The organism is Paenibacillus sp. IHB B 3084 (genome assembly GCF_001447315.1).
Taxonomy (GTDB): Bacteria; Bacillota; Bacilli; order Paenibacillales; family Paenibacillaceae; genus Paenibacillus.
Genome location: NZ_CP013203.1, coordinates 4,945,322 through 4,959,960, shown reverse-complemented (window position 1 = coordinate 4,959,960; position 14,639 = coordinate 4,945,322). Strand labels below are relative to the sequence as shown.

Here is a 14,639-nt window from a genome sequence, read left to right as displayed (position 1 = left end):
TCTAAATGTCTTATACAACCCAAAAGAATCCCGCTGCAACAGCGATCGTAAGATCAAATGGATCGTGAAGCGCCTAACATCCCGCCAACATTCTTCTCCACACTTTTAGAACTGGAAGCACAGATAACTTAAATTCCCCATCTCATAGCTTCTGTGGACAACCTTGGCTCTATTCGCCGGATTTCCACTCCCCATGGCAATAAACAACGGTACAAAATGTTCAGCCCTCGGTACCGCCTGACGAGCATACGGGGCTTCACTTTCATAGCGGTCCAAGGCCTGCACATCTCCATTCTGTACCTTTTCAATAATCCAGTCATCAAAATCAAGAGCCCAAGGCTCTGTTTTCGTTTCTCCCCATTTGACGATGCGCAGATTATGGACAGTTACACCACTCCCAATGACCAAAATATCCTGTTCACCTAGCCCGCGCAACACTTCTCCGATAGCATATTGTGCTTTCGGCGATAGAAACGGATTCACGGAAATCTGAACTACCGGGATATCCGCCTCAGGATACATACGATGCAGAAGTGTCCAGGACCCATGATCCAGCCCTCGCGCCCGATCTGTTTGTACATCAATGCCCTTTTGCTCATATAATTCTTTCAACTTGGCCGCCAGCTCCACCGAACCATGAGCCGGATATTTCACTGCATACAGCTCCGGTGGGAAACCGCCAAAATCATAAATCGTATCGTAAATGCCGTCTATCGAACTAATTGTCAATGTCTGCGTCTCCCAATGGGCAGTGAAGATAACAATAGCTTTCGGGCGAATACTCTTTCCAAGCTGCTCCAGAAAAGCAGTATATTCTGTCTGTTCAATAGCAAGCATAGGTGATCCGTGGGCTAAAAACAAAGATGGCATCATGTGAAAATCCCCTTATCTTTTTTCAATTTATTTTTCTCAATAAGTAACTTTATGTAAGTAATAATACATAAGTAATAAGGTTATGTCAATTCAGACTTTAACATATACTTAAAAAACGTCTCTTCCTTAAATAAAGATTGATATAGGTATAAAGTCATAGTAATATGTAACTAATAAATTTTAAATATTCACTATAAATCGATATAAAGGACTGGTTTCTATGGAGATACATACTGCTAATTGCCCAAAGTGTGGTTCCGTTTTCCGGCAAAATCTTAGAAACCTGTGCAATACCTGTATCCAAGAAGAAAATTTATTTTATGATCGCTGTTCCAACTATTTGTGGAAACATCCCACTACTCATACTCGCCAGCTTAGTGAAGCAACCGGCACACCTATGGATTTGCTCACAGACTGGGTAAGAGCGGGCAAGTTTCCAACCACTTATAGTCAGCTTGATTATCCTTGCGAGTCCTGCCATTCCCCGGTTTATGCGGGAAGACTTTGCCATTCCTGCCTCGGTACGTTCCGTATGGCAGCGCTTGATATTCAAACCCGTGTCCCCCGTCGTACTGCAACCCGATTATTTTCAATCGCAGGCCGCGCCAAAGGCTATTAAGAATTACAAAATAAAAAACAGCCTTTTTCCTAGGAAAAGGCTGTTTTACTATGAAAAACGTTTATTCGGCTTGATACTCATCTAATCCATTCCTCGGCCCAATATTGAATCTGTTCCATGACCGGCTGAAGTGCACGGCCTTTGGTCGTCAGCTCATATTCAATGCGGACAGGAGTTTCCGGGTATACATGACGTGTAAGAATCCCTTCATTCTCCAGATCCTTCATCCGCTCAGACAGCATTTTATCGCTCATTGTAGGAATCAGATTGGAAATATCCTTAAAACGCTTGGGACCGCTCATCATAGATTGAATAATCAGTCCGTTCCAGCGCTTACCCAGACATGAAAAGGCACTTTCAAAACGCGGACACATTTTCGCAAGTTGCGGTTGACCCTCCATATTTTTCACCTTCTTTAGCATTTCGGTTTTATAAAGCTTTCCTTTTGTTAGTATATATCATTTTAGCATACTTTATCCCGAAAGAAAACACTTTCTTCTTAATTTAATACCCAGCCCGATAAAGTTGCCATGACCAAAGCTGATTATACAATAAACCGGCATAAGAGGTATATGGCAAATACGTTAAATCAAAAACAGGCGGAATCTCAAGAGATTTCCGCCTGTCAGTCTGTTCAATATCAAGCTTATAGAAGCCAATAAATGAAAATTATACCAATACACCACCAAGAGGTCTGACAGGTTGGCTTTTACCATAAACTGGTTGAACAATGCTTGTAGGATAAGCCCAACGAATACTGTTAGCAATAACCTTCAGGATATCAGGCTGGTAATAGGTTGGATACGTTTCATGACCCGGTCGGAAATAAAATATTTTACCACTGCCACGACGGAAGGTACAACCGGTTCTGAACACCTCTCCACCTTCAAAATTGCTGACAAAAACCAATTCATCCGGCGCCGGGATATCAAAAAACTCACCGTACATCTCTTCGTGCTCCAACAGAATTTTAGCGTCAATGCCCTCCACAATAGGGTGGGACGGATTGACGGACCAAATAATTTCCTGTTCGCCTGCCACTCTCCATTTCAGATCACAGCTTGTGCCCATCAGGGCTTTGAACGGCTTGGAAAAATGTCCCGAATGCAGCACGATCAAGCCCATACCTTCCTGTACCCGCTTTACAACACGGGCTGTAATTTCATCACTCACCTGATCATGTGCTTTATGCCCCCACCACAGCAGCACATCTGTGGAATTCAGGATTTCTTCTCCCAAACCATGCTCGGCATCATCACGCAATGTAGCCGTTCGAATGGCGAATCCTTCGCCTGACAGCCCATCAGCCAATGCCTTGTGTATCCCATCAGGATATACCTGTTTGGCTTCATCATTCAGCTTCTCGTTCAAAAATTCATTCCAAATGGTGACGTTAATCATCAATACTTCCCCCTATTAGGTTAGACCCACCACATCTCGCTCAGCGGTTCTTCAATAAGGACCTGGCGAAGATTGTGAACGGCTTTAGTAAAGCCTTCCTCGACGGACATCAGACCATCCTCGTGCTCAATACTCACTACATAATCGTAACCCACCAGACGGAGAGCACTAATAATATCCGCCCAGGTTTTGATATCATGCCCATAGCCGACGGTACGGAACTGCCAAGCACGATCCAGCATATTCGAGTAATCCTGCATATCGGTCAAACCGTATTTATTCACATTAATCGGGTCAATCGTCGTATCCTTGGCATGGAAATGATGAATGGCTCTCTCCCGGCCCAAAATTTGAACCGCCTGTACCGGATCAATCCCCTGCCACCACATGTGACTTGGATCAAGATTGGCACCAATGACTTCTCCCACAGCTTCACGCAGACGAAGCAAGGTTGCTGGCGTATGAACGGAGAAGCCACCGTGCAACTCCAGCCCGATTTTGACATGATGATCCGTTGCAAATTTTCCAGCTTCGGTCCAGTAAGGGATAATTTTATTTTCCCATTGCCATTTCAGCACTTCCTGAAAATCATTCGGCCACGGCGCAACAGGCCAGTTCGGGTACTTCGCATCCTCATGATCACCCGGACAGCCGGAAAAGGTGTTTACAACAGGAACTTCCAGCTTTTCCGCCAAACGAACCGTTTTAAGAAACGCCTCATGATCGGCCTTTGCCAAATGCTTTTGCGGATGAAGCGGGTTGCCGTGACAGCTGAGTGCACTAATAGTCAGTCCACGGGACTCTACTGCTTTTTTGAAGTTTTTGAGCGCTGTTTCGTTGTCCAACAGTTCATCCGGCTTGCAGTGTTTATCGCCCGGATTACCACCTGTACCGATTTCTACTGCATCCAGTCCTTGGGATGCTACATAGTCCAGAGCCTCTTCCAATGAACGTCCGCCGAACAATACCATAAATACTCCAAGTTTCAAACGTAATCCCTCCCTGTATCATATGTGAAAGAAGCTGCTTATCTTATAATGATGGCCTATTCGGTTGCTTACGGGCTTAATCTTAATCGAAATAGACAGCTTTTCCTGTACGAGCCGATTCATAGATAGCTTCCAAAATTTCAGTAACCACCAACGCCTGTTCGGGCTTCACAAGTGGCTCTTTATCGTCCAGAATGGCTTCGATCCACAGACGGGCTTCGCGATCCGCTTCGTTTTCCGTTTCTCCAGAGTAAAAGGCTACACCGCCCGCGTCCAGATCAATTTTCGTATCAAACAAGCGACTATTCTTCTCCCCGTTAATGCGCAGACCATCCTGCATATCGGCTCCGCCTTCAGTACCGCATAACAGCGTCTTCGCTTCGCCAAATTCTACAACGTTCAGTGCCCAACTGGATTCCAGCACAATAGTGGCTCCATTTTGCATGGTAATAAATCCGAAAGCAGAGTCCTCTACCTTAAATTCCTCAGGGTTCCACGGACCAAAGGCATTTGCCGCGTTTTTACGATCTCCAAGTTTGTGGAAGGTAGAGCCCAGCACGCTTTTAGGCTTGTAATTATCCATCAGCCAGAGAGTCAGGTCGAGCGCATGCGTCCCGATATCAATCAGCGGACCACCACCCTGCTTCTCTTCATCCAGAAATACTCCCCACGTCGGAACTGCCCGGCGACGCAGAGCAATGGCTTTGCCCAGGTAAATCTCGCCAAGCTCTCCCTGCTCGACCAATTGCTTCAGATACAGGCTGTCGTTACGATAACGGTTTTGATACGCAATGGACAGCTTTTTACCTGTACGATTTGCGGCATCCAGCATTTCCCGAGCCTGCTCGGCGGTTTTGGCCATCGGCTTTTCGCACAGCACATGCTTACCTGCCTCAAGCGCGGCTACCGTAATTTCCGAGTGCGAGTCGTTGGGTGTACATACATGTACGACTTCAATATCTTTATTTTCAAGCAGCTTCCGATAATCGCTATAAACTTGTGAATCTTCAACACCAAATTTTTCTGCCGCTTCCTCAGCACGTTCCTGAATAATGTCACAGAAAGCGACGATCTCTGCACGTTTTTGCTTGGCAAGACTAGGCAAATGCTTGCCGTTGGCAATCCCCCCACAACCAATAATTCCGATTTTGAGTGTTTTAGACATGAATATTTCCTCCCTGAGCTGCGTATTGTTGGAGCCACTTAAAGCTGGTTTCAATGCTTTCGATTGGAGGATTTGAGCTGAAATCCTGTTCCACAACAACCCAATCCACGCCTGCCTCAATAGCGGCGTCTGTAATGGCCTGAAGCTGCACTTCTCCTTTGCCAAGCTCTACGGTAACTGCTTTTTGCTGCTCGTCACGTGCCATATCCTTTAAGTGAATGATAGGCAGGCGTCCGCGATAACGTCCGATGTATTCCACAGGATCATAGCCTCCGTAGTATACCCAACAAGTATCCATTTCGACCTGCAACAAATCAGCCGAAACCGCATCATATAACGCATCAAAAACCGGACGATCACCGATTTTTTCCGTCAGTTCAAAATCATGATTATGGTAAGCCAGTATCAAGCCCTGTTCCTTCACTTTTTCACCAATTCGGTTTAGGTTGGCAAAAAGCTCATCCCACTGGCGCTGCTCCTCGGTTAAATAAGGAACGATCAGGTACTTATTCCCTAATTCTTTGTGATAAGCGATCTCCTCATCCAAATGATCCAGCAAACGAGTATATTGTACATGAGTTCCGACAACTTCCAGATTCAGTTCATCCAAAAGCGCTCTGACATCCTTGGCATTGCGTCCGAAAAAGGTATGAAATTCTACCCCTTTATAGCCCAGCTCAGCTACCTTGCGCAACGTACCTTCAAAATCCTGTTCAAGGTCTTCCCTTACTGTGTACAATTGCAATCCTACTTTAGCCATTACCCTTCACCTCTTCATTTAGGATGGATGAACCGTTATGTCTGTTCCATGATACAAATCTTCATCTGGCTCAAATGTACTTTCCAACGTAATATGCTTACCTTCCAATGAGGAGCGCTGAAAAGCATGCATAGCCTCTAATACATGATAGGCCAGTTCCACGTTAGCACGGTGGTTCTTTTCACTTCGAATGGCTCTCACCATCTCACCCGCACCTATTCCGCGTTCGTTCTTCCCACACTTAAATAAAGGTTCCATGAGCTTTTCGGTTTCCTCTCCAGATCGGCGAAGCTTGACATCTCCGTTAAAAAAGTTCGGATCAGGCAGGCTTAAGGTTCCTTCCGTACCATAAATTTCGATACGTGGCAGATCTGACGCCCCCTGAATGTCAAAGCTGGTAATGAGCGTTACAATGGGTCCGTTATGGAAATCCATCGTTCCGGCCAAATGCGTTGGTGTCTGTACCCGCAGCGGTGTGCCGCTTTTGGGACCAGAATGTATGTGACGATCAGGAATCTGAATGCCCACTGAACTACTGATTCGCCGGATCGGACCCAGCACATGGATCAGCGACGTCAAATAGTAAGGTCCCATGTCAAACATCGGACCGCCTCCAGCGGCATAGAAAAATTCCGGATCAGCATGCCACCACTCGGGGCCTCTACCCATAAAAAAGGCAGTAGCGGCTACGGGCTGCCCAATCATTCCGTTTTGTATGGCATGGCGTGCAGTCTGAATACCCGCCCCAAGAAATGTATCCGGGGCGCAGCCGACACGCAGGTTTTTTGCCTTGGCTAGATCCAGAACGCGTTTGCCATCCTCCAAGGAAACCGCCAAAGGCTTTTCACTGTACACATGCTTGCCTGCCTCCAATATCGCCATATCCGTCAGTGCATGGCTGCCAGGCACGGTCAGATTAAATACAAGCTCAATCTCAGGCTGGCGAAGCAATTCATCTACCTTGTATGCGTTTTCAATGTTAAATTCATTGGCCCTCGCTTTGGCTCTTTCCTCCAATAAATCAGCCACGGCCACCACTTCGATAAGCGGACTGTTTTGGAGATTTTCAAGATATACCGCGCTAATGTTACCACAACCGATAATCCCGGCCTTCATTCGTTCCACGTCGTCACACCCCCTGGCCTCCAACATGTTCTGTATTCTGCTATAAGCCTTACAGACACAATAGTATTCTATTTCCGTTTCGTTTAAAATGAATAATATGATTAAAACATGAACAATCTGGTCAATATTTGAAGCAGCCATATGCCCAAAGGAGTCATCATCATGTCTATCGTCGAGCCTTGTCAGGTTCTAACCGCAGGCTATTCCTTCCATCGTAAGCCCTTTTATTCGAACCAGCCTGAAGGGATCAAAAATTATTTGTTTCGTCTACAAACAGACGGACGCTGCCAGGCCCGCATTAACGGGGAAATGACACGGATTGAGGCGGGTGACCTGCTGCTGTTCAATCCTACCGAGCCTTATGAGCTGGACATTCACAGTGAGTTAAATCCTATGGGGGAACAGGTCGTGGAGAGCGGAGATTATCACATTTTTTTTGGAGGCTCCTGGATAGATGAGTGGTGGCACCATCACAAACGACCCAACCGCATCAAGGTCCAGCTTACCGAAGCACTGCTTGGCCTATTTCGGCAGCTTGTGATGGAGCAGCGGCGTATTTCTAATCCTTATCCTGAAATATCGAGCTATTACATGCGCATTCTTTGCCTGGAGTTTGACCGTATGTTGTCCGAGCATCCGACTTCCACCCACCATAATTATCTCGCTTATCAAATTAAAAATTATATTGAAGAAAATGCTTCTTCCAATTTTAAGCTAGATGACGTGTCCTCACACATCGGCATCAGCGTATCCAGAGCTGTGCATCTGTTCAAGGAAACATTTAATACGAGTATTATGCAGTATACACTGGATATCAGGCTCAACATGGCGAGGGAACGCATTATTTTCAGCCCCATGTCTTTGGAACAGGCAGCCGAATCGTCCGGTTTTGCAAACTATACGTATTTTCACCGCGTATTTCGCTCCCGCTTCGGCATGTCGCCCAAGGAATTCAGAGTGATCCACCGCGAGCAATTGTAATATTAGGTAAAACTAAAACCTTGGGAGAGCCTTCCTTAGCTCCATCAAGGTTTTGTTTTGTTCCGATTTTCAAAATCATACTTCTTCTGAGTTCACAAAATATTTACGGTGCAATCGTCAGCATCACTACCGACATCGGTGGCAGTGTAACATCCAAATTCTGACCTTTCTGCTGGAAGGACGTGAAGTTTTCCGTTTTTACACGCTCCGGCTGGTCAAAGGTATTGTGTGCCTGCATATCGTCGCTGGCGAGCACAACGCCGCTAATTTGCTTGACGTTATCCAGTCCTCTCAGCTCCAGATTCAAGGAAGCCGTCTCACCCGGATGGACGTTGCACAAACTCACATGAATATATCCGTCCTTCGCCTTGGAGGCGGACACACTCACCTGTGGAATGGAATGCCCATCATATTCATAATTGCCTACAGTTACATGGGCTGCCAGCGCTTGTGCATCCTGATGCACCTTGAACATTTCAAATACATGGTAGGTCGGCGTCAGTAGCATAGCAGGGCCTTCGGTCAGAACCATAGCCTGCAAAACATTGACCATTTGGGCAATATTCGTCATCTGTACACGGTCATGGTGATCTTGGAAAATGTGCAGATGCAGTCCGGCTACAAGCGCATCGCGCATCGTATTTTGCTGATATAGGAAGCCCGGATTTGTACCTGGCTCGGTCAGGAACCAGGTTCCCCATTCATCCACAATCATTCCTACCCGTTTGTCAGGATCATATCGGTCCATAATGGCCGAATGACGAGTGATTAATTCATCCATGTGCAACGATTTTTTCATCGTTTCGAACCATTCTGCTTCGTCAAAACCAAGCGCTTGCCGTTTCTCTTCCCAGCTACCCGGAACCGTGTAGCTGTGCAAGCTCAATCCGTCCATAAATTGCCCGGCTTCGCGCATCAACACCTCGGTCCAGCGGTAATCATCCACATTCGCCCCGCCTGCAATCCGGTACATACGGTTATCACCATAATTTCGGACATACGTCTGATAACGACGATACAGATCGGCATAATATTCCGGACGCATATTGCCGCCACAGCCCCAGTTTTCGTTACCCACGCCAAAATATTTGAGCTTCCATGGTTGCTCACGCCCGTTTTCCTGCCGCCATGTGGCCATAGGGGATTCCCCGTCAAATGTCATGTACTCTACCCACTCCGACATTTCCTGCACCGTACCACTGCCAACATTCCCGCAAATATAAGGCTCTGCGTCTAACAGCTCACACAACTGGAAAAACTCATGGGTGCCAAAATGATTATTTTCCACCACACCGCCCCAGTGCGTATTGACCATTCTTTTACGATTTTCCTTAGGTCCGATGCCATCCTTCCAATGATATTCATCCGCAAAACAGCCTCCCGGCCAACGCAGCACAGGAATGTTTAGCTTTTTGAGCGCTTCTACCACATCATTGCGAATCCCGTCTGTATTTGGAATCGGGGAATCCTGTCCAACCCACAAACCTTCATAAATACATCGTCCAAGATGCTCGGCAAATTGTCCGTAAATATTTTTATTAATAACGCCTTGCTCCCAATCCGTGTGGACAACAATAGAACCCTTCATGACAAGCCCTCCTCAAATATAGTAAAGCGTATGGGGACCATACACTTCAATGATTACGCTTTCATAAAATTAAAAAAATATGGCGTAGACCTGATCTCTTTTCATCTAAATGTTTACAATCATCCAATGTAACAGCTTAATAGTCAATGAAAATATTAATAATTAAACAAAAACATTTTACATGTTTAATATATTTTATCGCCTTCTATTTGTCAATCGTTAAGCCATAGCTCCACCCAAACCAAAAAGTCTGCCCTCAAGGCAGACCCTGGTATGACCACTTTAACTCGTGATCGCGGGCTTTAGATGAACAGCGAAAGCTTCAAATGAAAATTTCAAATGATGAAGTAAGTAGCCGGATTAGTCTTAATCACAAAACAGCCGCATGTTCGTTGAAGTGTGTGCCTATTCATTTCAAGGATATCCCATGCCAGCGAGAGCCGTTATAGCCGGGACAATTTTGATTGACTGCCAGAGCACGTACACGGACAATACTTCCGCTGATCCTGCACGTATGCCCACCCATTAACTCATCGCATTGCGAGCAGGCTAACAGTCTGGTCTCGTACACATCATCGGTCACACATTCCATTCTGGGCCTCATGTTGTTTATAATTCTGGTAATTTGCTCTTCCGAAATAGCGATGTCCCTTTCACACCCTTTACAGGTGTTTGGTGCGGTTATACCATCCATCATCGGCTTACCCTCTCTTTCAACAACGTCCTGAATACATGCGGCTGGAGGACCTTACTTCCGTTTCGGCGGGAGCTGGGCAGCCGCTTCCGATACGACCATCGCCAAGTCCTCATTTCCGAACATGGACAGTACTCCTAATACTGTGTCCAGCGGGATATCTCCCGCTTCTTCACGCGATACGGTCAGCTTGCGTACTCGGAGCAGACGCTCATTGCTATCCTGCTGCGGATAAGCTGCACGATACAGTTCCTCTGGCTCCAGCCCGTGATTGATGCACCATTGCGCAAACACAAGGATCATCATATCCTCTTCCTGCTTATAATTTTCGATGATAGCCTCTTCAAGCTGTTTACCGCGGTTGTACTCTTCCATTCGTTCATTTCTCCTTCAATCTGTTTCTAGATGTCTGGACAACCTTGACGGCTGTCGTTCGTCCTGTGTTAGTCATCCAAACGGCTAATGAGTTCGTCCGCCAACATATGACTTTCCAGCACCCTGCCAGCACGCACACTGCATTCCTCTGGACGATGAATATGCTCCAGAAAATGATTTACCACTCCGGTGAATCCCCTTCTTTCCAAAATCGTGTCCCAGCTTCCGAATGAATGTGACAATGGCGGCTTATTTTTTTGCATAAAAATAGCCTGTTCCATGTTGGTCACCTCAACGGAACGACCTGCACCATGCAGCTCCACCTTCTCAATGTCAGCCCCTGCCTGTCTGTTCATACTGTAGCTACCGGAGGCATTTCCCAAACGTACGGACCCGAAAGCAGCGTTCATATATCCTTCACTCGTCGTGTCCAAACTGCTATGCAGCAGCTCATAATCATCGCCACCCAGCCACAATAGCAGATCGAGCATATGAATCAAATCATCATAAACCGTCTGTGCCGCAGGTCTCGGATCATATCCCGTCCGATGCTTGATCGCCGCGCATTGGCTGAAACCACCTGCTTCCTCCAGCCACGCTTTAGCAGCTACATAATGCGGGGCAAAACGTCGGTTAAAGCCGACCGCCAGCAACACAGCCTGTGCCTCCGCAAACGCGGTCATTTCCAGGTTTTGACGCACATCATAGGACAGCGGTTTATCCACATACACCGCAACACCTTTTTCAATACACGCCATAACCAGATCAAAATGGGCTTCGGTCGCAGCATGTATGAATACAGCCTCCGGCTCCCATGCCAGCATTTCCTTCACATCTGTCGTTCCTCTCGGCAGCCTGTACTGCTCCATAATGGAACTAACCGGCTCCTGCGAACGGTTCATGACACCTACAATATCTACACCTTCGTGTGCAGTCAGCAGCGGCAAATACACTTTGCGGGCAATACCGCCCAGACCTGCAATAGCTACTCTTGTTTTCGTTTGCTTATTCATATCATACCCACCTCTGATGACTCATTTCTTCTGTTGTCTAGTTTACATGGAAGTCCACTGACAAGCAAAGAAAGAGGCTGCCCCCGATCCAGTTGGACCTGACGGAACAGCCTCTATGCATGAGCGTCCAGCTTCAGCTACGATGATTTCAGTGTGCTTAGCTTAGGCGTGCAGCGCTTGTTTTCTTGTTTTTTCACTTTTTATTTTTTTAACACGCATTCCAATGGCTACGACCAGAACAACGATCAGAGCTTCAAATCCGTATTTCACGACCCCATTCGTGAACCAATGTGCAATCAGCGGCTCGGCCACTACCATTTTGGCAGCAGTGTAGGCCAGTACAGCAGCTCCAATTGTAATGACCATCGGGAAACGTTCAGTCAGCTTCAAGATAATTGTACTGCCCCATACCATAATCGGAACGGAAATCGCCAGTCCCAAAATAACAAGCAACATATTTCCATGAGCAGCTCCCGCAACAGCAAGTACATTGTCGAGGCCCATCATGGTGTCGGCAATAATAATGGTACGAATCGCGGCCCACATTTGATTGGTTGCAGAGATTTCATGTTTTTTCTCCTCAACCAGCAGCTTGTAAGCAATGTAGATGAGCGCAAGCCCCCCGATTAAACGCAAGCCGTAAATTTGCAGTAAATACGTGACCAGCACAGTAGCGATAACACGAATGACGACTGCGCCGACCGTCCCCCAAATAATGACCTTTTTTTGATTGGCCTTATCGACATTACGGGCCGCCAAACCGATTACGATTGCATTGTCACCAGCCAGCACCAAATCAATGACAATGATGGACAATAATGCGGTTAAAAACTCGATTGATAAAAAATCCATACGTTTCTCCCACCTTCTTTGTTTATTTGTTATACTGTACATAGTTCTGCGCTTTATACTAAAAAAGCGCCATTTCACGGAATCCGGAAACGGCGCTTGACCCAAATTTAGCATCAAAAAAAGACCATTTACCCGGATTCCAAAAATCCTGGCAAAGGTCTCGCTTACAACATTACGTTGCCAATAAAGCCGGGGATTTTAAAATCCCGTAATGACGACTTTACTCGTTGAGCTACTCCCCTTTGGGAACTATTCTATTAGTGGTAGTATAGCACACATTATTGGGAATGTGAACCCTATTTTTTTCTGTATAAGCGACAAGCCGAACAGGGATATTGAAAGAGGTATGTAAATGAAAAAATGGCTACTCGCTACGGCTTATGTTTCGCTGCTCTGCATCGCATTTATCTACAAAGATGATTGGCTCGCCTGGGCGAACAAGCAAACCTCTTTTCCGGCTCTGCTGCTGCTCGCGTTTCTGTTCGCGTTAATTCCATTTGTGCCTTACAAGCTGATTATCGCTTCCATTGCTTATGCAGCAGGTGCCTGGCAGGGCGCTCTGATCTGCTGGCTTGGCACTACATTCGCTGCGCTGGTTGTTTACGGCGCGGTCCGTATTCTCTTCCGTGACAAAGGACGGGCTTATCTGGAGCGAATTCAAGCGTTGGAGCGCTTGAACCGGGTCATGGAGCGAGAACCTTTTGCTGCTGTGCTGTTGGCCCGCCTGATTCCGATCATCCCGCAGGCAGCGGTGAATGTATATGCCGGGGTCGCAGGCTTTCCGTTCTGGAGCTTTATGCTGGGTACGGCCATTGGCAAGCTTCCTGCAATTGCGGTATACGCTTATGCAGGCGGTACTATTGCAGAACATCCCGTGACTGGATTGCTCATTTTGCTGCTGTATACAGCACTGGTGGGCGGAGGCTTTGTGCTCTACCGCAGGAAGCTTCAACGGGCCCATAAATCATAGCTCTGTGAGCCTGCCGCCAGTACTGTAAGGATGTAGATTGGCCTTGGCTTTTTAGTCCAGAGTAATTTGCAAAGCTGGTTTGTTTCTGTCGTTCCATTGGTTTTTGCGGACATGTCGTATATAATTTAATTGTAAGCTATTTAAATAACAACTAATTGAAACTTACTCAGAATGGAGTGACAAATATGAGCACCAACAATCCAAACACCGTGGAGAAGGCAACTTTTGCAGGCGGCTGCTTCTGGTGCATGGTTTCCCCCTTCGAGGAACTGCCCGGCATTTTAAAGGTAAGATCCGGTTACACAGGGGGACATACGGAAAACCCGACCTATGAAGAGGTATGCTCCGAAACAACGGGACATGTAGAAGCCGTACAGATTACATTTGATCCGCAAGTCTTCCCATATGAAAAATTGTTAGAGCTGTTCTGGCAACAGATTGATCCGACGGATGAAGGTGGACAATTCCACGATAGAGGTTCGTCCTACCAAACAGCTATTTTCTATCATAACGAAGAACAAAGAATCAAGGCAGAAGCTTCCAAAAAAGCGCTGGGTGAAAGCGGCCGTTTTGACAAGCCCATCGCTACACCGATTCTGCCTGCGGCAACCTTTTATGAAGCGGAAGAATATCATCAGGATTATCATAAGAAGAACCCCGCGCATTACAAGCGCTACCGCAAAGGCTCTGGGCGTGAAGATTTTATTGAGCAAAATTGGTCAGGTAAAATCGATAAATCTGATTTGAAAGAGCGACTGACCTCTATTCAATATGAAGTAACACAAAAGAACGCGACCGAGCGCCCTTTCCAAAATGAGTTTTGGGACCATGAGGGTGAAGGCATTTATGTGGATATCGTATCGGGAGAGCCTTTGTTCAGCTCGCTTGATAAATATGATGCAGGGTGTGGTTGGCCCAGCTTCACTCGCCCGTTACGCAGCTATAATGTCAAAGAAAAAACAGACCTCAGCCACTTTATGATTCGTACCGAGGTCCGCAGTCGCGAAGCCGACTCCCATTTGGGACACGTATTTGATGATGGCCCGGGTCTAGATGGCCTGCGCTATTGTATTAATTCCGCCGCTCTCCGTTTTGTACCTCAGGAAGACTTGGAACGTGAAGGCTATGGAGCCTATAAGTCACTATTTGAAAAGTAAATAGACTTCAAAAATATTTTAGGCTGGCCCGGAAATCATCTTTCGCAGATGACCCCGGGTCAGCCTTTTGAATTAAA

15 protein-coding genes are annotated in these 14,639 nt (G+C 46.5%); 3 read left to right on the top strand and 12 right to left on the bottom strand.

What is annotated here, in order from left to right; translation table 11 throughout:
* Positions 1-105: 105 nt before the first annotated feature.
* The 7 genes from ASL14_RS23190 to ASL14_RS23155 all read right to left on the bottom strand — a co-directional run bounded on the left by ASL14_RS23190 (position 106) and on the right by ASL14_RS23155 (position 6,932).
* On the bottom strand, positions 106-873 hold the full coding sequence (locus ASL14_RS23190) for a DODA-type extradiol aromatic ring-opening family dioxygenase (RefSeq protein WP_134913693.1): 768 nt from the start codon (positions 871-873) through the stop codon (positions 106-108).
* Positions 874-1,569: 696 nt separating this feature from the next.
* On the bottom strand, positions 1,570-1,893 hold the full coding sequence (locus tag ASL14_RS23180; RefSeq protein ID WP_134913689.1) for a winged helix-turn-helix transcriptional regulator: 324 nt from the start codon (positions 1,891-1,893) through the stop codon (positions 1,570-1,572).
* A gap of 268 nt (positions 1,894-2,161) precedes the next feature.
* Positions 2,162-2,893, bottom strand: a complete 732-nt coding sequence (locus ASL14_RS23175) for a ThuA domain-containing protein (protein WP_134913687.1) — start codon at positions 2,891-2,893, stop codon at positions 2,162-2,164.
* Between the two features lie 20 nt (positions 2,894-2,913).
* The gene (locus ASL14_RS23170; protein WP_134913686.1) at positions 2,914-3,882 is read right to left on the bottom strand and encodes a sugar phosphate isomerase/epimerase family protein; all 969 of its coding nucleotides are present in this window, start codon (positions 3,880-3,882) and stop codon (positions 2,914-2,916) included.
* Positions 3,883-3,964: 82 nt separating this feature from the next.
* Positions 3,965-5,047 carry a Gfo/Idh/MocA family protein gene (locus tag ASL14_RS23165; protein ID WP_134913684.1) on the bottom strand — a complete coding sequence of 361 codons (1,083 nt, stop codon included), beginning with the start codon at positions 5,045-5,047 and terminating at the stop codon, positions 3,965-3,967.
* Complete coding sequence (locus ASL14_RS23160; RefSeq protein WP_134913682.1) at positions 5,040-5,807, bottom strand: sugar phosphate isomerase/epimerase family protein; 768 nt, start codon at positions 5,805-5,807, stop codon at positions 5,040-5,042. The genes ASL14_RS23165 and ASL14_RS23160 overlap by 8 nt, the downstream gene beginning before the upstream one ends.
* An 18-nt stretch (positions 5,808-5,825) precedes the next feature.
* Positions 5,826-6,932, bottom strand: coding sequence for a Gfo/Idh/MocA family protein (locus ASL14_RS23155; protein ID WP_134913680.1), 1,107 nt, complete (start codon positions 6,930-6,932; stop codon positions 5,826-5,828).
* A gap of 162 nt (positions 6,933-7,094) precedes the next feature.
* Here ASL14_RS23155 and ASL14_RS23150 point away from each other — a divergent pair, with 162 nt between their 5' ends.
* The gene (locus ASL14_RS23150; RefSeq protein WP_134913678.1) at positions 7,095-7,913 is read left to right on the top strand and encodes an AraC family transcriptional regulator; all 819 of its coding nucleotides are present in this window, start codon (positions 7,095-7,097) and stop codon (positions 7,911-7,913) included.
* A 103-nt stretch (positions 7,914-8,016) separates the two neighbouring features.
* On the opposite strand, the gene ASL14_RS23145 is transcribed toward ASL14_RS23150, so the two are convergent.
* The 5 genes from ASL14_RS23145 to ASL14_RS23125 all read right to left on the bottom strand — a co-directional run bounded on the left by ASL14_RS23145 (position 8,017) and on the right by ASL14_RS23125 (position 12,435).
* Complete coding sequence (locus ASL14_RS23145) at positions 8,017-9,501, bottom strand: alpha-N-arabinofuranosidase (RefSeq protein WP_134913676.1); 1,485 nt, start codon at positions 9,499-9,501, stop codon at positions 8,017-8,019.
* 409 nt (positions 9,502-9,910) lie between these two features.
* Complete coding sequence (locus ASL14_RS29370) at positions 9,911-10,198, bottom strand: DUF6171 family protein (protein ID WP_442953191.1); 288 nt, start codon at positions 10,196-10,198, stop codon at positions 9,911-9,913.
* 51 nt (positions 10,199-10,249) lie between these two features.
* Positions 10,250-10,570, bottom strand: coding sequence for a hypothetical protein (locus tag ASL14_RS23135; RefSeq protein WP_134913675.1), 321 nt, complete (start codon positions 10,568-10,570; stop codon positions 10,250-10,252).
* 68 nt (positions 10,571-10,638) lie between these two features.
* Complete coding sequence (locus tag ASL14_RS23130) at positions 10,639-11,583, bottom strand: Gfo/Idh/MocA family protein (protein WP_134913673.1); 945 nt, start codon at positions 11,581-11,583, stop codon at positions 10,639-10,641.
* 162 nt (positions 11,584-11,745) lie between these two features.
* Complete coding sequence (locus ASL14_RS23125) at positions 11,746-12,435, bottom strand: TerC family protein (RefSeq protein ID WP_134913671.1); 690 nt, start codon at positions 12,433-12,435, stop codon at positions 11,746-11,748.
* A 352-nt stretch (positions 12,436-12,787) separates the two neighbouring features.
* On the opposite strand from ASL14_RS23125, the gene ASL14_RS23120 reads away from it, so the two are divergent.
* Positions 12,788-13,405: a TVP38/TMEM64 family protein gene (locus ASL14_RS23120; RefSeq protein ID WP_134913669.1), complete on the top strand. Its 618-nt coding sequence runs from the start codon at positions 12,788-12,790 to the stop codon at positions 13,403-13,405.
* 185 nt (positions 13,406-13,590) lie between these two features.
* Entirely contained in the window at positions 13,591-14,562 is a 972-nt protein-coding gene (gene msrA / locus ASL14_RS23115; protein WP_134913667.1) for a peptide-methionine (S)-S-oxide reductase MsrA, read from the top strand.
* Positions 14,563-14,639: the final 77 nt, after the last annotated feature.